Below are 19,818 nucleotides of genomic sequence, written 5' to 3' on the forward strand. Positions count from 1 at the left end.
AACTGGCTACCCCCAAGTTTCGAGCCTCAAGCCTCGAGCCTGAGCAAGGAGCCTCTGGAGCGATTTGCCCTGATGAAGCACCGGCGTCTGACGCGCACGATGTACGGACTCGCTCAGGATAGCTCCCGGCCTTTACATCGGCAAGGCAGGCGCGCTGTCAATCGACCGAGACGCCGTCGGCGATGCCCGGCTCGAGCACGCGCAGGCCGTCGGCGAGCGCGAGTTCGTGCAGTTCCGCAGGGAATTCGCTGGTCCCGAGGGCCAATACGGTGGGTCCGGCGCCGGACACGGTGGCGGCGATTCCGGCTTCGCGCAGCCGGTCGATCCACTTGGTGGTGAGCGGTAGCGCCGAGGCCCGATAGCCCTGGTGTAGCCGATCCGCGGTGGCGGGGAGCAGCAGGTCAGGGCGCTGCGTCAGGGCGACGACGGCCAGCGCGGCCCGGCTCGCATTGAACGCCGCGTCGACGTGCGGCACCGTCGCGGGTAGCAGTCCCCGCGTATGCGCGGTGGACGAATGCTCTTCCGGAATCAGCACCACCGGGCGCAGCGACGGATGCGGAACCACACGGACCGCGCGGTACACGCGCGGGTTGTGGTCCGTAGCGCCGTTCACGACGGCCGAATGGTCGGTTTCGGTCCAGGACACCACGATTCCGCCCAGCACACTGGCGGAGGCATTGTCTGGATGACCTTCGAATTCCGAGGAGAGCTGCACCATGACGTCATCGCCGTACGCCAGTCCCGCATCGAATTTCGCGGCCAGGCCGCGGCCGGCGGCCAGGCCGCCGACCACTGCCGAAGCCGAAGAGCCCATACCGCGCGAATGGGGAATAACGTTGCGGCACACCACGTCCAGGCCGTCCGCCCAGACGCCCGCGGCCTGCAGGCCGCGTTCGATGGCACGGACCACCAGATGTGAAGGGCCCCAGGGCACATCGTCGGCCCCTTCGCCCTCCACCCGGATGGTGAGCCCGGAGTCCGTGGTGGACACCGTGATCTCGTCGTACAGTCCCAAAGCGATTCCGAGAGAGTCGAAACCCGGTCCCAGATTCGCGCTGGAAGCCGGAACCCGCACCGTGACGGTGAGTCCCGCGGGCAGGGTCCGGCTGATGACCTGCTGGCCGTCGCGCGAATTCAATTCAGGCCAGCTCGAGTGCGTGCGCCACGGCGATCGGGTCGACCTGGATGGGCTTGATGTCGGGCATGCCCGCGAGGGCGTTGTCCGGATCCTTGAGACCGTTGCCGGTCACGGTGCAGACCACGGTCAGGCCCGCGTCCAGCCAGCCCTCCGCACGGGCGGCCAGCAGACCGGCCACGGACGCCGCGGAGGCGGGCTCGACGAACACGCCTTCCGTGGCCGCGACCAGGCGGTACGCCTCGAGGATCTTCTCATCGGTGGCCGCCCGGAACGCGCCGCCGGACTCCTGCTTGGCGGCCATCGCCTGATTCCACGACGCGGGTGCGCCGATTCGGATTGCGGTGGCGATGGTTTCGGGATCCTTCACCGGCGCGCCGTGCACCAGCGGAGCCGCTCCGGCCGCCTGCACACCCAGCATGCGCGGACGCGCGCTGATAATGCCGTCGGTGAAGTACTCGCTGTAGCCCTTCCAATACGCGGTGATGTTTCCGGCATTGCCGACCGGAAGCACGTGCACGTCCGGGGCCCTGCCGAGCACATCCACGATTTCGAAAGCGGCGGTCTTCTGGCCCTCGATGCGGAACGGATTGACCGAGTTCACCAGGCCGACCTCGGGGAATTCCGCGGTGACCTTGCGCGCCAGTTCCAGGCAGTCGTCGAAATTGCCCTCGACCTGAATGATCTTGGCGCCCAGCATGACCGCCTGGGCCAGCTTGCCCATGGAGATCTTGCCCTGCGGAATCAGCACCGCGCAGGACAGGCCCGCGCGGGTGGCATAGGCGGCGGCCGAGGCCGAGGTATTGCCGGTGGAGGCGCAGAGCACGGCCTTCTTACCGCTGGCCTTGGCCTCGGTCATGGCCATGGTCATACCGCGGTCCTTGAAGGAACCGGTCGGGTTGGCGCCCTCGACCTTGAGGTACACCTCGCACCCGGTCAGTTCCGACAGGTGGGTCGCGGCCACCAGCGGGGTGCCGCCCTCGAACAGCGTGACGGGCTCCCAGTCGGCGCCGAGCGGCAGCCGATCCCGATACGCGGCGATCAGGCCCGGCCACGGGGTGGCGGTGCCTTGTGCAGCCGCGGCGCGCGCTGTCGTACTCATTCCTCGGTGCCTTCCAATCTCAGAACACTGGTCACGGACGTGACGGAGTCCAGTTCGGCCAACGCGGCCACGGTATCGGCCAGGGCCGATTCCAGCGCGTGGTGGGTCACCACAACGAGGCGTGCGCCCGCGTCGTGGCCTTCCTGGCGGACCGTCGAGATACTGACCCCATGCTTGGCGAATTCGCCCGCGACCGTTTCCAGCACACCTGCACGGTCTGCGACCTGCATGTTCACGTGGTAGCGGGTGGGGGTATCGCCGACCGCGGCGATCGGCAGCTCAGCATAAACCGACTCGCCCGGCGCACGGCCACCGTAGAACTTGTTGCGCGCCGCCATCACCAGATCGCCCATCACGGCCGAGGCCGTCGGCGCGCCGCCGGCGCCCTGCCCGTAGAACATCAGGCGGCCGGCGTTCTCCGCTTCCACGACAACGGCATTGAAAGCGCCGTTGACCGAGGCCAGCGGGTGCTTGCGCGGGATGAGGGCCGGGTAGACGCGGACGGAGACGCTCTCCTTGCCGCCCTCGTCGGTGACACGCTCGCAGATGGCGAGCAGCTTCACGGTGCAGCCGACGGCGGCGGCGGTCTCCAGATCCTCGGACGTGATCTTGGAGATGCCCTCGCGGTAGACATCGGCCGAGGTGACGCGGGTATGGAAGGCCACCGACGCGAGAATCGCGGCCTTGGCGGCGGCGTCGAAGCCCTCCACGTCGGCGGTCGGGTCGGCCTCGGCGTAGCCCAGGCGGGTGGCCTCGGCGAGCACATCGTCGTAATCGGCGCCGGTCTCGGACATGGCCGAGAGGATGAAGTTGGTGGTGCCGTTGACAATGCCGACCACCCGGTTCACCCGGTCACCGGACAGCGACTGGATGAGCGGGCGCAGCACCGGGATCGCACCCGCGACCGCAGCCTCGAAGTACAGGTCGGCACGGTGGGATTCGGCGGCGCCGGCCAGTTCGCCGGTGTGATCGGCGAGCAGCGCCTTATTGGCGCTGACCACGGACTTGCCGGCGTCCAGTGCGGTCTTGATCAGCTTCCGGGCCGGATCAATGCCACCCATGACCTCGACCACGATGTCCACATCGTCACGGGTGACGAGGGCTTCGGCATCGGTGGTGAGCAGCTCGGGCGAAAGACCACGATCCTTGGTGAGATCGCGGACCGCGACACCGCGCAGCACCACCGGGGCGCCGACACGGTTGCAGAGGTCGTCGGCGTTCTCGCGAATGATGCGGACCACCTCGGTGCCGACCGTGCCCATGCCGAGGACCGCGATTCCGATCGGGTGATCCGATCCCCACACGCCGTTCTTGGTACTAGCTGCTGTGCCGCTTTCACGGCTCGCCGTGGTGGTCATGCATTCACCTCCAAGCTGAGTAGGTCCTCCACCGTTTCGCGGCGAAGAATCAAGCGCGCCTTGCCGTCTCGCACCGCGACCACAGCGGGCCGCGTGAGCAGGTTGTAACGGCTCGACATCGAGTAGCAGTACGCGCCGGTTGCCGCCACCGCCACCAGGTCACCCGGGCCGACATCGGCCGGGAGCCAGGTATCGCGAATGACGATATCCCCACTCTCGCAATGCTTTCCGACCACCCGAGCGACCACCGGTGCGGCATCGCTGGAACGCGACACCAGCCGGCAGTCGTATTCGGCCTGGTACAGCGCGGGCCGGATATTGTCGCTCATCCCGCCGTCGACACTGACGTAGCGGCGGCGTGCGCCCGCGTCGAGCATCACGTCCTTGGTGGTGCCGACCTCGTACAGGGTGACCGTGCCCGGTCCGGCGATGGCGCGGCCCGGCTCGACCGCGATGGTCGGCACCGGCAGGCCCGCGCGGGCCGCCTCTTCGGCGACGATGCGGCGCAGGCTGGACGCGAACTCGTCCAGCGACGGCGGATCCTCGTGCGGCAGGTACGAAATACCCAGGCCGCCACCGAGATCCAGCACATTGATCTGCGCGGCGCGCTCGACGCCGAACTTGTCCACAGCCTCCCGCAGCAGGCCGAGCATGCGGCGGGTGGAGATTTCGAAGCCGTCGATCTCGAAGATCTGCGACCCGATGTGCGAATGCAGCCCGACCATCTTCAGATTGTCGGACTCGAAAACCCGGGCAATGGCCTGCATGGCATCGCCGCTGGCAATGGAGAAGCCGAACTTCTGATCCTCGTGCGCGGTCGAAATGTACTCGTGAGTGTGCGCTTCCACGCCGACCGTGACCCGGACCAGCACATCGACGACCTGGCCAGCGGTCTTGGCGATGGCTTCCAGGCGTTCGATCTCGATGAGCGAGTCGAGCACCACGTGGCCGACCCCGGCCGCGACGGCCATTTCCAGCTCGGGCACCGATTTATTGTTGCCGTGCAGCGCGATTCGCTCGGCCGGGAAGCCGGCGTGCAGCGCCACCGCGAGCTCGCCGCCGGAGCAGACGTCGAGGTGCAGGCCCTCGTCGCGGATCCAGCGGGCGATCTCTCCGGACAGGAAAGCCTTGGAGGCGTAGTGAACTCGCGAGCCCTCGCCGAAGGCGCGGACCATATCGCGGCAGCGCGAACGGAAGTCGTCCTCGTCGATGACGAAGAGCGGGGTGCCGAAGTCGGCGGCCAGCTCGTGCACCGGCACGCCGGCAAGCTGCACGACGCCGTCGACATCGCGAGAGGCGTTGCGCGGCCACACATTCGCGGGCAGGTTGATCATCTGCTGCGAATTCTCCGGCCGCTCAGGAAGATTCTGAGTGGGCGGGATGTCCGCGTGACGGGGACCAGCGGGATGTGCACTCATTTACATACGCTCCGGAGCAGAGACGCCTAGCAGCGCGAGGCCGTTGGCGAGAACCTGACGGGTGGCTTTGACCAGCTCGAGACGAGCGGCATTTCGGGGGGAGACCGGGTCGTCTCCCATAGGGAGTACCCGCATTTCATTGTCGGACTGGAAGGGGTGGTACACCCCGGCCAGTTCCTCCAGGTAGCGGACTACGCGGTGCGGCTCACGGATCTCCGCGGCGGTGGCCACCACGCGCGGGTATTCGCCGAGGGTGCGGATGATCTCGCCCTCGCGGTCGGCGGTCAGCAGGCTCAAATCCACTGGCACCGAAGCGAAATCGAACGCTTCCGAGTTCTTGATGATGTTGCAGGTGCGCGCGTGCGCGTATTGCACGTAGTAGATCGGGTTTTCATTGTTCTGCTTGGTCCACAGGCCCAGATCGATATCGATGCTGGTGTTCACCGAGGACCGCACCAGCGAGTACCGGGCGGCGTCCACGCCGATGGCCTCGACCAGGTCGTCGAGGGTGATCACGGTGCCCGCGCGCTTCGACATCTTCACGGCGGCACCGTCTTTGACCAGATTCACCATCTGGCCGATGAGCACCTCGACGGTGTTCGGGTCGTCACCGAACGCGGCCGCGGCGGCCTTGAGCCGGCCGATGTAGCCGTGGTGGTCCGCGCCCAGCATGTAGATGCACAGGTCGAATCCCCGCGCGCGCTTGTTGTGGAAGTAGGCGATATCGCCGCCGATGTACGCCGAATTGCCGTCGCTCTTGATGACGACCCGGTCCTTGTCATCGCCGTACTCGGTGCTGGCGATCCACCAGGCGCCGTCCTTCTCGTACAGCTTGCCGGAGTCCTTGAGCTCCTCGATGGCCTTCTCGACGGCGCCGGAGGCGAACAGCGAGCTCTCGTTGAAGTACACGTCGAAGTCCACGCCGAACTCGTGCAGGTTCTGCTTGATCTGCGCGAACATCAGCTCGACGCCTTCGCGGCGGAACAGCTCGTGCTGCTCGGACGCGGGCAGGCTCAGCGCGTCCGGGTTCGCGGCGACAATCGTGTCGGCGATCTCGGTGATGTAACCACCCGCGTAGCCGTCCTCCGGCGTCGGCTGCCCGGTGGCGGCGGCGACCAGCGATTTCGCGAAGCGGTCGATCTGCGCGCCATGATCGTTGAAGTAGTACTCGCGGGTGACGGCCGCGCCCTGCGCCGACAGAATCCGGCCGAGCGCGTCACCGACGGCGGCCCAGCGGGTGCCGCCCAGGTGGATCGGCCCGGTCGGGTTGGCGGAGACGAATTCCAGGTTGATCTTCTGGCCGTGCAGCACGTCCGCGGTGCCGTACCGCGCGCCCGCGGCCAGGATGTTTTCGACGATCGCACCCTGCGCGGCCTTCGCCAGCCGGATGTTCAGGAAGCCCGGTCCCGCGACTTCGGCGACGTCGATGCCTTCGGCCTGCGAGAGCGCCGCGGCGAGTAGATTCGCAAAATCGCGCGGGTTCATTCCTGCCCGCTTACCTACCTGCATGGCCACATTCGTGGCATAGTCACCGTGCTCGGGGTTACGGGGACGCTCCACCTTGACCTCGTCGGGCAGGACCGCAGGGTCGGATCCGCGTTCGACAAGTACCTTCGCAGCGGTTGCGCGAAGGAGATCTGCAAGGTCAGCTGGAGTCACGAGTAACTATCCTATGGTCTGAGCAGGTGTACGCCGCGAGCGGGCACCTACCGGGCAGGCGCCCAGCAAACGATGCGGCCGCATCGTTTGATTGTCCGATACGTCGAAGAGAGCACAACTAGCTATGCCGAGTAGGACGAGTGCCAAGTCGGCCAAGGCCATCAAGGCCGCAGGCAAATCTTCCGGTGGGTTCCGTAAGGGCGGCACCGGCGGCAGACTTCCCACCAAGCGCCAGATTCCCTGGATGACGATCGCAGCGGTGGTGTGTGTGCTCGCGCTGATCGGCGGAATCGCCGCATTCCTGGTCCCGAAGATCCAGGACAAGCAGGAGGCGGACAAGTACACGCCGAGCGCCCAGAAGAAGGATCCGTCGGATCAGATCTCGGGTGTGGTCAAGAAGGACTACCCGGCCGGTCTGCACGTGGCCGCGACGCAGCGCGTGGCATACGACCAGGCACCGCCCTTCGGTGGGCCGCACGACGGTTCGTGGGCGGCGTGCACGGGCATCGTGTACTCCAAGGCGATTCGCACCGAGAATGCCGTGCATTCGCTGGAGCACGGCGCGATCTGGATCGCGTACAACCCCGACAAGGTCGACAAGGCCGGCATCGATCTGCTGAAGCAGAAGGTGCAGGGCAAGCCGTACTCCCTGATGTCGCCGTACCCCGGCCTGGATTCGCCGATTTCGCTGCAGTCGTGGGGCCATCAGCTGAAGCTGAACTCGGCCGACGACAAGCGCGTGAACGAATTCATCACCGCGCTGCGCCTGAATCAGAACACCTACCCGGAGGTCGGCGCGGATTGCGCGAACCCGACCTTCAGCACCGACAATCCGCCGCCGTTCGATCCGGCGCCGGTGGGTCCGGACGCGGTGCCGATGGACGGTAAGGGCCTGCAGCAGGATCAGACCGAGCTCTCCGGCGCCGGCGGCGCGCCGACCATGCCGAGCGGTGGCATTCCGGGTCTCCCGGGCGGCCTGTCCGGCCTCCCCGGTGGTCTGTCCGGTCTGCCGGGCGGCGTGCCGAGCATTCCGGCGCCGACCGATGCCCCGACCGTGCCGGATCAGCCGGCTCCGACGCAGTAATGCCGCCGCCCTTGCTTTCCGATGAGGCGAAGGATTTCAGCGACGACACCGAACCGACCGCCGAGCCGGTGCAGCTGACGCGGCGCAGTCAGCGTCCGGCGCTGCTGGTGCTCGGTGTGATCAGCGTGCTGCTGCTCGGTTTCGCGGCCGGCATTCTGGTCGGTAATCCGCTGCGGCAGACGCAGGAGACGCCCGGCACGGTGGATGTCGGCTTCAGCCAAGACATGTCGGTGCATCACGCGCAGGCGGTGCAGATGTCCGGCATCGCGCTGGCCGGCGCCAGTGACACCGAGGTGCGCCGGCTCGCCTACGACATTCTCACCACGCAGGCGAATCAGGCCGGCCGCATGCAGGGTTGGCTGCAACTGTGGGGCAAGCCGTTTGTCGGCCCCGACGGATACATGGGGTGGATGTCCGACATGTCGGATATGCCGGGCATGCATCACGGTCCCACCACCCAGAACAGCGGTCCGGCGCAGACCATGCCCGGTATGGCGACGGAGCAGGAACTCTCGACGCTCCGCACCGCCACCGGCCCCGCCCTGGACACCCTGTTCCTGCAGCTGATGCTCCGCCACCACCAGGGCGGTATGCCGATGATCCAATATGCCGCCCAGCACGCCGATACCGACGCCGTCCGCTCCCTCGCGGACAGCATGGTGAAGACCCAGACGAGCGAAGCCCAGCTCATGGCGCAGATGCTCAAAGATCGGGGCGCGGCCCAACTTCCCATGAACTGACCGGCCTGTACCGGGCAAAACACCCGGTACACCTCAGTTTTTGGTGCAGCGGACCCGATGCGATACGCTTTCCCCGCCCACTCGGAAAGTCGAGAAGTCCGAGCGGGTCCACCCCCGCCCTCGTAGCTCAGGGGATAGAGCGTCTGCCTCCGGAGCAGAAGGCCGCAGGTTCGATTCCTGCCGAGGGCACAGCGAAAAGGCCCCGACCATGATTCATGGTCGGGGCCTTTTCTTTTCGCCTGTCACTCGCGGCCGAAGAGCAGGCGGCCGACGTAGGCGGTGTCGAAGTATTCGCGGCCTTCGGCTATGCGGCCGTTGGTGATTCGAAAGGCGATGGCCACGTGGTTCGAGAACGGGGCGCCGTCGATGGTGGTGGCGTGGGTGGTCCATTCGGCCAGGGCGTGATCGCCGTCGGCGAGGACGGTGTGCACGTCCTGGCTGACCGGCTGGGTGAGGTCGAAGCGGGCGAGCATCTGGGTGAGGAAGCCGGTGAAGATTTCGTCGCGGCCCTTCCAGGTGCGGGAGACGGGCAGGTCGCCGTGCAGGGTCCAGGTGGCGTCCTCGGTGAAGAATTCGGCGCGGCGGTCGGCGGCCTGGCCGGTGCGCAGTGCCTCGATGTAGTCGGTGATGACGGTGCGGGTCTGTTCGGTGCTCATGGTGAATTCCTTATCAGATCTGATCAGGCGAGGGTGAGGACGGCATTGCCGCGGATGCGGCGGTGCACCAGATCGGTGAGGACGGTGACGGTTTCGGTCCAGTCGGCGGTGCGGCCGAGCTCCGGATGAATAATGCCGCCGGCGGCCAGTCGCACCAATTCGGTGAGGTCTTCGGCGTCGGTGGTATCGGCGACCCAGTGCGGAAAGTGATGCAGGGTGAAGGGTGTCGCGCCGAAGAGGTCGAAGAAGTCGAGCTGGATCGGCTGCCGGCTCGCCTGGCCGAACCAGACCACGGTGCTGCCGGGGGCCAGGTGACGCAGCGCCGCGGCGAAGGTGTCACCACCGACCGATTCCAGCACGATGTCGAATAGTCCTGTCGCGGCTTCGATATCGGTGAGCACCTCGGCGCCGTAGTCGGCCAGTCGCTGCCCGCGTTCGCGGGTGGCGGCGACCGCCGTGACGGTGGCGCCGGCGGCAATGGCGAGTTCGACCACCAGGTGACCGACTCCGCCCGACGCGCCGGTGACCAGCAACCGCTTACCGGCGACATCACCCGCACGGCGCAGCAGCCGCAGGGCGGTGAGCCCCGCCAGCGGGAGCGTGGCGGCGGCGGCGGCCGGAAGCTGCTGCGGCAGTGCCGCAATGGCGTCGGTGGCGACCGCGACCTGCTCGGCCCAGCCACCACCCGCCGCATGTGCGACAACACGGGCGCCGACCGCCGGGCCGGTGCCGTCCGCGGCGGCCGCGATGATCCGGCCCGCCACATCCTGGCCGGGTACGTGACCGGGGACGACCTCGGTCCCATACACGCCGGTGAGCGCGAAGTAGTCGCCGCGATTGACCGAGAATGCCTCGACCGCGATGACGGCTTCGCCGACGGCGGGAGCGGGGTCGGTGAGCTCGGTGAGAGTGATCAGCCGGTCGTCTGCGGTGGCGGTGAGTGCCTTCATTTCTTCCTCCTGTGTGCTGCCACCGACACTAGGAATGCAGGTACCCATTCGGAAGAAGGCAGTAAATAGTGGTATAGGTACCTGGTGGAAACCATCGAGGTAGAGGGCACGCCCGAGTGGGATGTCTTCAATATCAACTGCCCCACCCGCCAGGTGTTCGACCGCGTCGGTGAGCGCTGGACGGGTCTGGTGCTGCTCGCGCTGGAGCCGGGCACGCAGCGGTTCTCGGAGCTGCGCAGGCGGATTCAGGGCATCACCCAGAAGATGCTCACCCAGACGCTGCGGGCGCTGGAGCGGGACGGTGTGGTCGAGCGCCGGGTGTTCCCGACGGTTCCGGTCACCGTCGAGTACACGCTGACCCCGCTGGGCCGTAGTCTGGCCACCGCGATTGCGGGCCTGCGGGCCTGGTCGTACGACAATATCGGCGAAATCATCGCTGCCCGTGCGGAGTACGACGGCCGGGAAAGCTGACCCTCGACAGGGCTGGTTCCGGACAGGGCGCGTTGCCTTGCCGGTCGATGTGGCAACAGACCGGTATGTTTTGGGCATGTCGGACATCGAGGCGACACGTGCACGACTACCCGGGCGGCGGCCTGGACTGATCGCCGCCGCTGCCTTTGCGAGTCTTGCGAGCACGGTCGTGGCCGTCGCACCGAGTCACGCGACACCGGTCGCCCCGGTCGCCGACGCCGCCTCCTTCTACACCCCGCCCGATGATCGGGTCCCCGGTCCGCACGGTTCGGTGATCCAGCTCCGCCCGCTCATCGGCGACCCCGGTCTGGCGGGTGCGCGAAACTACCTGGTGCTGTATCGATCTGTCGATATGCAGGGCGCTCCGGTCGCGGTCTCCGGCACCGTGGCCGTCCCGGAGGGCACGCCTCCGCCCGGCGGCTGGCCGCTCATCTCGTGGGCGCACGGCACCACCGGCGTGGCCGACGGCTGCGCCCCCTCCCGTGATACCTCGGCCGACTTTCCCGCACACGACTACACCTCCCTGGTCCGGGACGTGCAGGCGCAATGGATCGCGGCCGGATACGCGGTGGCACAGACCGACTACCAGGGCCTGGGCACGCCCGGTCCGCACGGCTATCTGATCGGCGCCGCCGAACAGCGCGCCGTCACCGATATGGCCAGGGCGGCAAGGGAAATCGAGCCGGATATCGGCACGCGCTGGGTGGCCATGGGCCATTCCCAGGGTGGTCAGGCCGCGATTTTCACCGATGCCCAGGCGCAGCAGTGGGCGCCGGAACTGCAATTGCTCGGCGCCGTGGCACTGGCGCCCGCCTCGCATCAGGGTGTGGGTTTGCAGGCGTCCCAGGCGGCGACGACGGCCGGTGCGGCGAAGGCGCTGGGTCCGATCACCGGCGGCGTGACCTCGTTCCTGCCGTTGATCATTCGCGGTGCGCAGACCGTCGCGGATGTGGATCCGGGCCGATTCCTCACTCCCGCAACGGCTTCCCTGTTGTCGCTGGCCGACGTCGGCTGCATCGGCCAATTGCGGGAGCCGGGCCAGTGGGGTGATCTGAAGCCCGACGAGGTCTTCTCCCCCACCGGCGATATCAGCGCACTCACCCGCGTGCTCAATGAAAACGATCCCAGCACACTGGCTTTCGCACTGCCGCTACTGGTGCTGCAGGGCCGCGCCGATACCACCGTGCCGCCACTGGCCACCGATGCCATGGTGGTGCAGCAGCGGGCCACCGATCAGCCGGTGCAGTACCGCACCTATCCGGGCGTCGATCACCGCGGTGTGCTGGCGGCGTCCTATGCGGATGCGCTCAACTGGGTCAATGCCCGATTCGGCAGGTGAGCCGGAGCAGTCCGCACGGGCCGCATCCGGTACAGCAGTAGCACTCCCGCCGCGCAGCCCAGCGTGACAGCGAGGGCGGCCCAGCCCGGACCGGCCGAGGTCACGCTCGTCGGGTCGCGATACCAGCGCGGCGAATAGGCCACGCGTCCGAAACTACTGCCGCGCAAGGCGACGACCAGGCACGGCACCACCAGCGCCGCCAGCGCGACCACCGTACTCGGCGCACCCTGCGCACTCGGCCCGGCAAAGCAGTACCCCATGAGCAGTCCGAGACCGACGATGCCGATTATCGGAATCACCGAGTCGGCGCGCCCGGTGCTCTCGGTGAGCGCCGCGAATACGGAAAGCACTGCGGTACCGGCGAATCCGGCCCACGGGACGGACCAGCGCCGTCCGGCGAGGTAGCCGATCGCGACCGCGATGAACGGGATGGGCGCACTCCAGTCCGGGCGGGGAACGGCGATGATCGCACTGCCCGCATTGGTCACCGCGACCACCAGCAGCACCACCGCGCCGTCTCGTCCCGGCAGCAGCAGCGCCGCGAGCACGGCCGCGCCCACGATGATCGATAGGGCGATCGCCGCCTGCGCGGGTGTTCCGGCATGCCGGACAAACCATTCGGTGGCGACCGAGGTTGCCACCACCAGCAGCAGTGCCGCCAGGATCGGGCCGATCGGCAGATCGGCACTCTCGTCCTCGGCGTCCTCCGCGACCGGTTCGGCACGCTGCATGAGGACGGCCGCGCCCAGTGCCACGGTGGTCGCGAGGACGAGCCAGATCGGCGGGGTTCCGGTGGAGGCCCATTCGATGAGGGTGCGGCTCTGGCCGCCCGGGCTGGGGAGCGAGGTGAGATCGCCGATCATGATGCTGGAGAGCGCGCCGATGAGATAGGCGGCCGTCGCGAGCGGTTTACCGAAGACCGCGACGGCGAGCGCGCCGAGCAGGATGCCGCCGAAGATCGAGTCGATGTAATTGACCGTGATGAGTGTTCCGGTCAGCGCATTGTTCAGATTCCAGAGGTGGTCCGCCACCAGCACCGCGGCGCTGCCGAAGGAGACGATCCAGGCGGTGCGGCGGCCCAGCGCCACCGCCAGTGCGGCCGCGATCACCGCGAACATGGCGCCGGCGGCCGCGGCCCGCGGCATGTTCAGCACCAGCAAATCGAGTTCGAGGGGCCCTTCGTTCGACCAGCCGAGGTCCAGGGGAGCCATCAGCAACAGTCCGGCGACTACCGCGCCCAGAAAGGCGGACGCGGGCTGAATTATCCGGTCGAACCGGCGGACATCAGGCATGGAGGCCACACCTATCGGATGCACCAACGCGAACTTCGCGCCCATCTCGTCTCACCCTTTCACCGGTGATGCGACGCTCAACGCGTTACAGCAGTACGAGCAGCTAACTCGTTCCGAGGTTAACAGCAAGTAGGCATACCGGTCAGGGCCAGTGATTTACGCCACCCCACTCGACCAGCGGTTTCAGCCGGGCGAGGTAGGCGGTGCGGGCGGAATTCGGACAGATCGGGCGCAGTGAAACCGCGTATCAGGCAGCGGTCCGGGCTTCGGACAACGAGGCCAGGTGTCAACGAGGCCGGGTGTCAACGAGGCCGGGTGTCAAGCGGCAGTGGAACCGTTCCTCAGGCGCAGCGGAACCGGAAGGTGGCGAGCGGGGCGGGGCCGGGAACCGTGTCCACCTGCTGGGCGGCGTCACCGTCGAGCGCGCAACCGGTGGGGGTGGCGACCTGGATCCGGTAGCAGCCACTCGGAACGGCCGAGGTGACGGTGCCGTCATTGCCGGTGGTGACGGACGGCAGGGCCGTGCCGCCCGCGCAGGGCGCAATATCGGTCTTGACCCCCGCGAGCGCGAACTGTTCCGGACCGTAGACGGCCTGCACCTTCACCGCGGAGTCACCGGCCGGCGGCTGCGCGGCCGCGAGCGGGGATACGGCGAGGGCTGCGCCTACAACGGACGTGACGAACAGCAAGCGACGCACGGGACTCCTTCGGGTCGAGCTGAGGCGAATTCGCCTCCGGGCCAATATAGGTGCTCGCACCCGGTATCGGAGTCAGCACACTCGGGCGCTGTCACATTGTTGCCACCCGAGCGGTCGTCACGCGGCGGACAGCACATCCCGCGCGGGTGGTGCCACTGTTCAGCTCGGCGACCGCCGCACACTGCGCGGCGGTGAATGCCACTGCCGCGCCGAGCACTTCGAGATCCACCCGGTCGCCGACGGTCGGTGCTGCGACGCTGACTCGGCGTACCTGGATGGGTTCGGCGCGGCCGTCCAGGCCCAGGGTCAGCATGACGTCCGCGCCGCGGAATTCGACGCCGTGCACGGTCGCGCAGCCGGGGTCACCCTGCGAGACCACCTGGGCGACAAGCTGTTCCGGTCGCATCATGACCGTCGCCGCGCCCGCGGGGGCATCGGCCTGCACCGGGATGCGGCCCAGTGCGGTCTCGGCGAACGCGCCGCGCAGGGTGGCGTCGAGCAGCACGGTATCGCCGAGGAATCCGGCGGTGAAGAGATCGGCGGGCGCGGCGTACACCTGTTCGGGCGTGCCGACCTGGGTGAAGCGACCGGTGCACATGACGGCCACCTGATCGGCGAAGGACAGCGCCTCCTCCTGATCGTGGGTCACCAGAATGCTGGTCATACCCGCGCCGCGCAGGGCGTCGGCGACGGCTTGGCGGGTGGCGGCGCGCAATCCGGTATCGAGGGCGCTGAACGGCTCGTCCAGCAGCATGAGATCGGGTTTGCGGGCCATGGCGCGGGCCAGTGCGACGCGTTGCTGCTGACCGCCGGAGAGCTGGTGCGGGCGGCGGGCGGCGTAGGAGGGGTCCAGCGAGACCATCTCGAGCAGTTCACGCACCTGCTCCTTATGGCGGCGGCGGTCGGCCATCCCGCCATTGAGGCCGTACGCGATGTTCTGCCCGACGGTGAGATGCGGGAACAGCGCGCCGTCCTGCGCCACATAACCGATCTTGCGGCGGTGCGCCGGAAGCGAGAAACCCTCTCGCGTGACAACTTCCGATCCGACGGTGACCGATCCGGCATTCGGGTTCTCGAAGCCGGCGATGACCCGCAGCAGCGTGGTCTTGCCGCAACCGGAGGAGCCGACCACGGCGGTAGAGCTGCCGTCGGGCACCTCGAGGCGGATGCCGTCCAGCACCCGAGTGGGCCCGAAGGTCTTCGAAACATTGTCGACGACAAGACGACTCATACTCCGGCCGCCTTCCTGGATTGAGTGAACAGCAGATACGTGACCGGTATCGAGGCGATGATCATGATCAGCGCATAGGGTGCGGCCGCCGCGTAGTCCAGTTCGCCGGACAGCGACCAGAAGCGCATGGCCAGGGTGCGAGTGCCGTTGGGGGCCAGTAGCAGGGTGGCGGTCAGTTCGGTGGCCACCGCCACGAACACCATGGCCGCCGCCGAGGCCGCAGCGGGCGCGGTCAGCCGCAGCGTGATGCGGAAGAAGGTGGCGGGACCGGACTTTCCGAGCGCCTGCGACATCTCCTCCAGGCCGACGGGCACCTGTGCCAGCCCGGCCCGCACGCCGACCAGGGCGCGCGGCAGGAACATGAGCGTGTAGGCGGCCAGCACGGTGGCGGCCGTCTGATAGAGCGCGGGCAGCCAGCGAATGCTCACGGTCACCAGCGCCAGCGCGATGACGATGCCGGGCAGCGAGCTGGTGATGTAGTTGGCGCCCTCGATGATTCGCGCGAACCGCGAGGTGGAGCGCACCGCGATCCAGGCCACCGGGAAGGCGCACACCGTGGTGATGACGGCGGCGACGGCAGCCAATCCGATGGTCTGCCCGAGGGATTGGCCGATATCGGCCATATCCCAGACCTTCGAACCACCGATGCGCAGCCAGCGCACGATGCACCACAGCGGTACCCCGAGCGTGGCCGCCAGCGCGGCCGTCAGCAGCAGGAAGACCGGAATCTTGTTGACGCCCAGCCGAACCCGGGTCGCGGCCCGGGGTACACCGCTGCCGATGCGGGCGTACCGCGCATTGCCGCGCGCGGCCGCCTCACCCGCCAGCAGCACCAGGCACAGCGCCACCAGCACACCGGCCAGGGCATTGCCCGCAGCTCCGGCGAAGCTCGACTGGTACTGCTCGAAAATGGCGGTGGTGAAGGTGTCGAACCGCACCATGGCGAAGGCACCGTACTCGGCCAGCAGATGCAGCGAGATGAGCAGTCCGCCGCCGAGAATGGCCAATCGCAACTGCGGCAGCACGATTCGCACGAAGACCGTCACCGGCCCGGAGCCCAGCGCCCGCGCGGATTCCTCCACCGCCGGATCCAGGCGGCGCAGGGTGGCAGCGGCGGGCAGGTACACCAGCGGGAAGTACGACACGGTGGCGATGAGCACGCCCGCCCACAATCCGTGCAGGGACGGGATGGCGCTCACCCACCCGTAACTGTTGACGAAGGCGGGCACAGCCAGGGGAGCTACGAAGATCGGCCCCCACCAGCCCGTGCCCGGAACATCGGTGCGCTCCACAATCCAAGCCAGCCCGATGCCGAGCGCCAGGCAGATGGGAACGGTGAGCACGACCAGATCCACGGTATTGCGCAGTAATTCGCCGACCCGGGGCCGGAAGATCAGCTGCGCGGTGTCGTGGATTCCGTTGGACAGCAAGGTGGACACGATGTAGCCCAGCGGCACGAAGGTCGCGGCGACCAGCAGCAGCGCGACGATCGTGATGAGGAGCCCGGACCGATTGGCCCGGGCGGCGACAGCGGTCCGGACGGCCACGATTAGAGCAGGCCCGCCTCGGTCATGAGCTGCGTGACCTTCTTGGCGTCCAGCTTGCTCGGGTCGATCTTGGGCGCGTCCAGCGAAGCCAGCGGCGGCAGTGCGGGATTGGCGGCGACGTTCGCGGCGACGGGGTACTCCATGGAGTCACCGTCCCGCAGCACCTCCTGGCCCTTCTGCGAGGCGATGAAGGCCAGGAACTTCTGTGCGTTCTCCTGCTTCTTGCTCGACTTCAGCACGCCGCCACCGGAAGTGGAGACGAAGGCGCCCGGGTCCTGGTTCTTGAAGAAGAACAGCTTGGTGTTGTTGCTGTTCTCCTTGGTGAGGGCCTGATCGCGGAACCAGTAGTAGTGGTAGATCACGCCGCCGTCGAACTGGCCGGTGTTCGCGCCCTTCATGACGGCGGTGTTGTTCTGCGAGATGATCGCATTGTCCTTCATGCCCTGGAGCCAGGCCTTGGTGACGTCCTCACCCTTCTGCGCCAGCAGGGCGGCCACGATGGCCTGGAAGTCGGCGCCGGACGCGCCCGCGCTCCAGCGGCCCTTCCACTGCGGCTGCTGCAGGTCCAGCAGCGAGTGCGGCAGCTGATCGGCGGGCAGCTTGCCCGTGTTGTAGACGAAAACGGTTGAGCGGGCGGCAATTCCGACCCACTTACCGGTGGAGGGGCGGAACTGCTCGGGCACCAGCGCGAGGGTGCCGGAGTCGACGTCGGCGAACAGGCCGGCGTTCTCGACGAGCGCCATGGCGGGCGAGTTCTCGGTGAGGAAGACATCGGCGGGCGAGTTCTTGCCCTCGGCGATGATCTGATTGCCGAGGTCGGTGTCGCCACCCTGACGGACCGTCACCTTGATGCCGGTCTCCTTGGTGAACGCGTCCGTCCACTCCTTGGTCAGGGTCTCGTGCTGGGCGTTGTAGATGAGAATGTTGTTGTCGTCCTTGGACGAGTTCGAACATCCGGTCGCCGCGAGCACGGTGATTGCCGCGATCGCGCCGGTTACCACTTTCCATCCAACCGCTGCCATGACTGTCCTTTCGACCTGCCAATCCTCATCAATGAGGTTTGGCTAACCAACCTACCGGTTCCAGCGGCGGACAGATCCGGCACCCCGCCGAATCGAAACCGTTTTGCCGTAGTCTGCGGACATTCAGTGGTGGACCCGATCGACAGGATCTTGATGACCCTCCCGCCCGGCGGACAACCGTACAGCCCTGCACCGGACGTTCAGCAACCATCTGGCAAGCACTCTGCCGGTAAACACATTGGCCGCAAGCCTCTGATTATCGGACTGATCGTGGCGGCCGTTGTCGTGGTCGGTGGTGGCATCGCCGCCGCAGTCTCCTTGACCGGCAAGGCAACTCCCACTGACGACCAGCGCATCGAGTCGTCCGTCCACGATTTCTACGACACGCTCGCGGCCAAGGGCCCGTCCATCGCCGTCGCCGCGGCCTGCTCGGCGGACCGTGCGGAGTACGACGCACTCCCGGCCGCCCAGAAGAGCGCCTCCGACGAGGGCAAGATCGATATCCGCATCGTCGCCGTGGATCACATCGCCGTCACCGGCGATCGTGCCACCGCGAATTCGGTCGGGACCATGACCGTGCCCGGCGCCGAGGACAAGACCATCACCACGACCCAACACCTCCGCGAGGAAGACGGCGCATGGAAGGTCTGCTCGGCCGACGGAAAGTAGTCCGGCGATGAGCTGCTGCGGACCCACCCGGCGACGGGTACTCGGAGCCTTCGCGGCGGCCGCACTGCTGCCCCTGGCGCGGCCGAGTTCGGCTCGCGCGCAAGCCGATTCGATGCTGACGACCGATCTCGAGGTCGTGACCATTGCCGATCGGTCGGCGGTGCTCACCTGGACGACGCTGGGCCCGGACGCGAACGGCGATTTCGTGCCGGTCGACACCGACAGCGAGGTATGGCTGGCCCCCGCGGACGGATCAGGTCTGCGACAGGTGTTCGCCGACCCGGAGCCGACCGCCTATCACTACGCGGAGGTGACCGGCCTGGAACCCGGGCGGCGCTACCGCTTCGAGGCCCGCTCGCTCAGCGTTCCGGCCGCCCCGGCGCTGAATGTGGCTACGCGGCTACCGAATACGCCGGAGGCGACCGGCGAATTCAGCACGCTGGTCCCGCCGCCCGGCCGCCTGCTGCGAACCATCGCCCTGTCCAACGACATTCACTACGGTGAGGAAGTCAGCGGTCTCATTACCGCGGGCCTGCCGCCCGGCGTACGCCAAGATCCCGGTCTGCCACCGTATCCCGAGGTCATGCTGGCGGCCGTGCTGGACGATCTGCACCGGCCAGACCGCTCCGCCGATCATCTGATCCTGGCCGGCGATCTGACGGCCGAGGCCACACCCGCTCAGGTCGACGGCGTCCACTCGCACCTGTCCGCCTGGGGCGCGCCGGGCCGGGATTGGTTCGCCTGCCGCGGCAATCACGACCGCCCGCACGTGGGCAGCGACTACGCCGGCTGTACACCGTTTCTGGACCACTACGACTGCTGGGGCGAATCCTTCACTCCCCGGCAGCAATTGGCGGACTTCGAGGTGGGCGAACTCCGCCTGCTCGCCCTCGATACCACCGAACTCGATACCTCCGGCGGCACCATCGACCGCCCGCAGTTCGATCACCTCCGCGAGCTGCTGCGCGCCGACCCGGACCGCCCCACCCTGGTGTTCAGCCACCATCCGGTTACCGCCGAATCCGGCTGGTCCAATATCGCGGGCCCGAGTTTCATCCTGAATGCTCCCGATGCCGCGGAGTTGCAGTCCCTCTATGCCGCGGCGCCCGGTGTTTTCCTGCACCATTCCGGCCACACCCACCGCAATCGCCGCACCCGCCCCGACTTCGCGCTCCCCGTCGAATTCCTGGAAGTGGCCGCGGCCAAGGAATATCCCGGCGGCTACACCCTGTTGCGCATTTACGAGGGCGGCTACATGCTGAATTTCTACAAGACCCGCACCCCGGGAGCCCGGCGCTGGAGCGCCCGCTCCCGCAGCGAATACTTCGGCCTGCTCCCCGAATACACGCTCGGCGCCACCGCGGATCGCAATCACGTCGTGCTGCGCGACTTCTCGGGTCTGACCGCATGAAAGCGGCTGGGCCCCCACAAATTCGTGGAGACCCAG

The 19,818-nt window shown here is 67.4% G+C and carries 18 protein-coding genes and 1 tRNA gene; 7 read left to right on the forward strand and 12 right to left on the reverse strand.

The genetic code is table 11. The features are described 5' to 3' along the window. Positions 1 to 157: 157 nt before the first annotated feature. Genes thrB through argS form a run of 5 tightly spaced genes read right to left on the reverse strand, consistent with a single transcriptional unit; the run spans position 158 to position 6,672 of the window. Positions 158 to 1,111 carry a homoserine kinase gene (thrB, locus tag JWN03_RS24785; RefSeq protein ID WP_297619778.1) on the reverse strand — a complete coding sequence of 318 codons (954 nt, stop codon included), beginning with the start codon at positions 1,109 to 1,111 and terminating at the stop codon, positions 158 to 160. Positions 1,112 to 1,139: 28 nt separating this feature from the next. Next, positions 1,140 to 2,237: a threonine synthase gene (gene thrC, locus JWN03_RS24790; RefSeq protein ID WP_297619642.1), complete on the reverse strand. Its 1,098-nt coding sequence runs from the start codon at positions 2,235 to 2,237 to the stop codon at positions 1,140 to 1,142. Next, complete coding sequence (locus tag JWN03_RS24795; RefSeq protein ID WP_297619645.1) at positions 2,234 to 3,595, reverse strand: homoserine dehydrogenase; 1,362 nt, start codon at positions 3,593 to 3,595, stop codon at positions 2,234 to 2,236. The genes thrC and JWN03_RS24795 overlap by 4 nt, the downstream gene beginning before the upstream one ends. Continuing rightward, entirely contained in the window at positions 3,592 to 5,013 is a 1,422-nt protein-coding gene (gene lysA / locus JWN03_RS24800) for a diaminopimelate decarboxylase (RefSeq protein ID WP_297619648.1), read from the reverse strand. Before lysA ends, JWN03_RS24795 begins: the two co-directional genes overlap by 4 nt. After that, positions 5,014 to 6,672 carry an arginine--tRNA ligase gene (gene argS / locus JWN03_RS24805; RefSeq protein WP_297619651.1) on the reverse strand — a complete coding sequence of 553 codons (1,659 nt, stop codon included), beginning with the start codon at positions 6,670 to 6,672 and terminating at the stop codon, positions 5,014 to 5,016. It lies immediately after the preceding gene. 124 nt (positions 6,673 to 6,796) lie between these two features. On the opposite strand from argS, the gene JWN03_RS24810 reads away from it, so the two are divergent. The 3 genes from JWN03_RS24810 to JWN03_RS24820 all read left to right on the forward strand — a co-directional run bounded on the left by JWN03_RS24810 (position 6,797) and on the right by JWN03_RS24820 (position 8,685). Further along, positions 6,797 to 7,756 carry a DUF3105 domain-containing protein gene (locus JWN03_RS24810; RefSeq protein ID WP_297619654.1) on the forward strand — a complete coding sequence of 320 codons (960 nt, stop codon included), beginning with the start codon at positions 6,797 to 6,799 and terminating at the stop codon, positions 7,754 to 7,756. After that, on the forward strand, positions 7,756 to 8,496 hold the full coding sequence (locus JWN03_RS24815; RefSeq protein WP_297619657.1) for a DUF305 domain-containing protein: 741 nt from the start codon (positions 7,756 to 7,758) through the stop codon (positions 8,494 to 8,496). The genes JWN03_RS24810 and JWN03_RS24815 overlap by 1 nt, the downstream gene beginning before the upstream one ends. 116 nt (positions 8,497 to 8,612) lie before the next feature. Beyond that, positions 8,613 to 8,685 (forward strand) — tRNA-Arg (locus tag JWN03_RS24820). 53 nt (positions 8,686 to 8,738) lie between these two features. On the opposite strand, the gene JWN03_RS24825 is transcribed toward JWN03_RS24820, so the two are convergent. Continuing rightward, positions 8,739 to 9,152 (reverse strand): nuclear transport factor 2 family protein, encoded by a 414-nt coding sequence (locus JWN03_RS24825; RefSeq protein WP_297619660.1) that lies wholly within the window; start codon positions 9,150 to 9,152, stop codon positions 8,739 to 8,741. A gap of 23 nt (positions 9,153 to 9,175) precedes the next feature. Continuing rightward, on the reverse strand, positions 9,176 to 10,102 hold the full coding sequence (locus JWN03_RS24830) for a zinc-binding dehydrogenase (protein WP_297619663.1): 927 nt from the start codon (positions 10,100 to 10,102) through the stop codon (positions 9,176 to 9,178). Positions 10,103 to 10,186: 84 nt separating this feature from the next. Here JWN03_RS24830 and JWN03_RS24835 point away from each other — a divergent pair, with 84 nt between their 5' ends. Further along, complete coding sequence (locus JWN03_RS24835; RefSeq protein ID WP_297619666.1) at positions 10,187 to 10,573, forward strand: winged helix-turn-helix transcriptional regulator; 387 nt, start codon at positions 10,187 to 10,189, stop codon at positions 10,571 to 10,573. 76 nt (positions 10,574 to 10,649) lie between these two features. After that, complete coding sequence (locus tag JWN03_RS24840) at positions 10,650 to 11,912, forward strand: alpha/beta hydrolase family protein (RefSeq protein WP_297619669.1); 1,263 nt, start codon at positions 10,650 to 10,652, stop codon at positions 11,910 to 11,912. Here JWN03_RS24840 and JWN03_RS24845 read toward each other — a convergent pair. From JWN03_RS24845 to JWN03_RS24865, 5 genes are all read right to left on the reverse strand, one after another. Next, positions 11,867 to 13,249, reverse strand: coding sequence for a hypothetical protein (locus tag JWN03_RS24845; protein WP_297619672.1), 1,383 nt, complete (start codon positions 13,247 to 13,249; stop codon positions 11,867 to 11,869). The two genes, JWN03_RS24840 and JWN03_RS24845, sit on opposite strands and share 46 nt — an antisense overlap. A 296-nt stretch (positions 13,250 to 13,545) precedes the next feature. Next, positions 13,546 to 13,902: a hypothetical protein gene (locus JWN03_RS24850; protein WP_297619675.1), complete on the reverse strand. Its 357-nt coding sequence runs from the start codon at positions 13,900 to 13,902 to the stop codon at positions 13,546 to 13,548. Between the two features lie 91 nt (positions 13,903 to 13,993). After that, complete coding sequence (locus JWN03_RS24855; protein WP_297619678.1) at positions 13,994 to 15,133, reverse strand: ABC transporter ATP-binding protein; 1,140 nt, start codon at positions 15,131 to 15,133, stop codon at positions 13,994 to 13,996. Beyond that, complete coding sequence (locus JWN03_RS24860; RefSeq protein WP_441343053.1) at positions 15,130 to 16,683, reverse strand: ABC transporter permease; 1,554 nt, start codon at positions 16,681 to 16,683, stop codon at positions 15,130 to 15,132. The genes JWN03_RS24855 and JWN03_RS24860 overlap by 4 nt, the downstream gene beginning before the upstream one ends. Continuing rightward, positions 16,683 to 17,702 (reverse strand): iron ABC transporter substrate-binding protein, encoded by a 1,020-nt coding sequence (locus JWN03_RS24865; RefSeq protein WP_297619684.1) that lies wholly within the window; start codon positions 17,700 to 17,702, stop codon positions 16,683 to 16,685. Before JWN03_RS24865 ends, JWN03_RS24860 begins: the two co-directional genes overlap by 1 nt. Before the next feature lie 153 nt (positions 17,703 to 17,855). Between JWN03_RS24865 and JWN03_RS24870 the strand changes: the two genes are divergently transcribed. Both JWN03_RS24870 and JWN03_RS24875 read left to right on the forward strand, forming a co-directional pair. Next, complete coding sequence (locus tag JWN03_RS24870) at positions 17,856 to 18,371, forward strand: Rv0361 family membrane protein (RefSeq protein ID WP_441343051.1); 516 nt, start codon at positions 17,856 to 17,858, stop codon at positions 18,369 to 18,371. 7 nt (positions 18,372 to 18,378) lie between these two features. Next, positions 18,379 to 19,782 (forward strand): metallophosphoesterase, encoded by a 1,404-nt coding sequence (locus JWN03_RS24875; RefSeq protein ID WP_297619690.1) that lies wholly within the window; start codon positions 18,379 to 18,381, stop codon positions 19,780 to 19,782. Positions 19,783 to 19,818: the final 36 nt, after the last annotated feature.

The organism is Nocardia sp. (assembly GCF_025465275.1).
In the GTDB taxonomy this organism is placed as follows: domain Bacteria; phylum Actinomycetota; class Actinomycetes; order Mycobacteriales; family Mycobacteriaceae; genus Nocardia.

Bases quoted from the DNA above. Each gene is read 5' to 3' on its own strand.
- JWN03_RS24825 (WP_297619660.1), bottom strand. From the start codon at position 9,152: ATGAGCACCGAACAGACCCGCACCGTCATCACCGACTACATCGAGGCA.
- JWN03_RS24845 (WP_297619672.1), bottom strand. From the start codon at position 13,249: ATGGGCGCGAAGTTCGCGTTGGTGCATCCGATAGGTGTGGCCTCCATG.
- JWN03_RS24870 (WP_441343051.1), top strand. From the start codon at position 17,856: ATGACCCTCCCGCCCGGCGGACAACCGTACAGCCCTGCACCGGACGTT.
- thrC (WP_297619642.1), bottom strand. From the start codon at position 2,237: ATGAGTACGACAGCGCGCGCCGCGGCTGCACAAGGCACCGCCACCCCG.
- JWN03_RS24840 (WP_297619669.1), top strand. From the start codon at position 10,650: ATGTCGGACATCGAGGCGACACGTGCACGACTACCCGGGCGGCGGCCT.
- JWN03_RS24815 (WP_297619657.1), top strand. From the start codon at position 7,756: ATGCCGCCGCCCTTGCTTTCCGATGAGGCGAAGGATTTCAGCGACGAC.
- JWN03_RS24810 (WP_297619654.1), top strand. From the start codon at position 6,797: ATGCCGAGTAGGACGAGTGCCAAGTCGGCCAAGGCCATCAAGGCCGCA.
- JWN03_RS24830 (WP_297619663.1), bottom strand. From the start codon at position 10,102: ATGAAGGCACTCACCGCCACCGCAGACGACCGGCTGATCACTCTCACC.
- JWN03_RS24855 (WP_297619678.1), bottom strand. From the start codon at position 15,133: ATGAGTCGTCTTGTCGTCGACAATGTTTCGAAGACCTTCGGGCCCACT.
- lysA (WP_297619648.1), bottom strand. From the start codon at position 5,013: ATGAGTGCACATCCCGCTGGTCCCCGTCACGCGGACATCCCGCCCACT.
- JWN03_RS24875 (WP_297619690.1), top strand. From the start codon at position 18,379: ATGAGCTGCTGCGGACCCACCCGGCGACGGGTACTCGGAGCCTTCGCG.
- JWN03_RS24795 (WP_297619645.1), bottom strand. From the start codon at position 3,595: ATGACCACCACGGCGAGCCGTGAAAGCGGCACAGCAGCTAGTACCAAG.
- JWN03_RS24865 (WP_297619684.1), bottom strand. From the start codon at position 17,702: ATGGCAGCGGTTGGATGGAAAGTGGTAACCGGCGCGATCGCGGCAATC.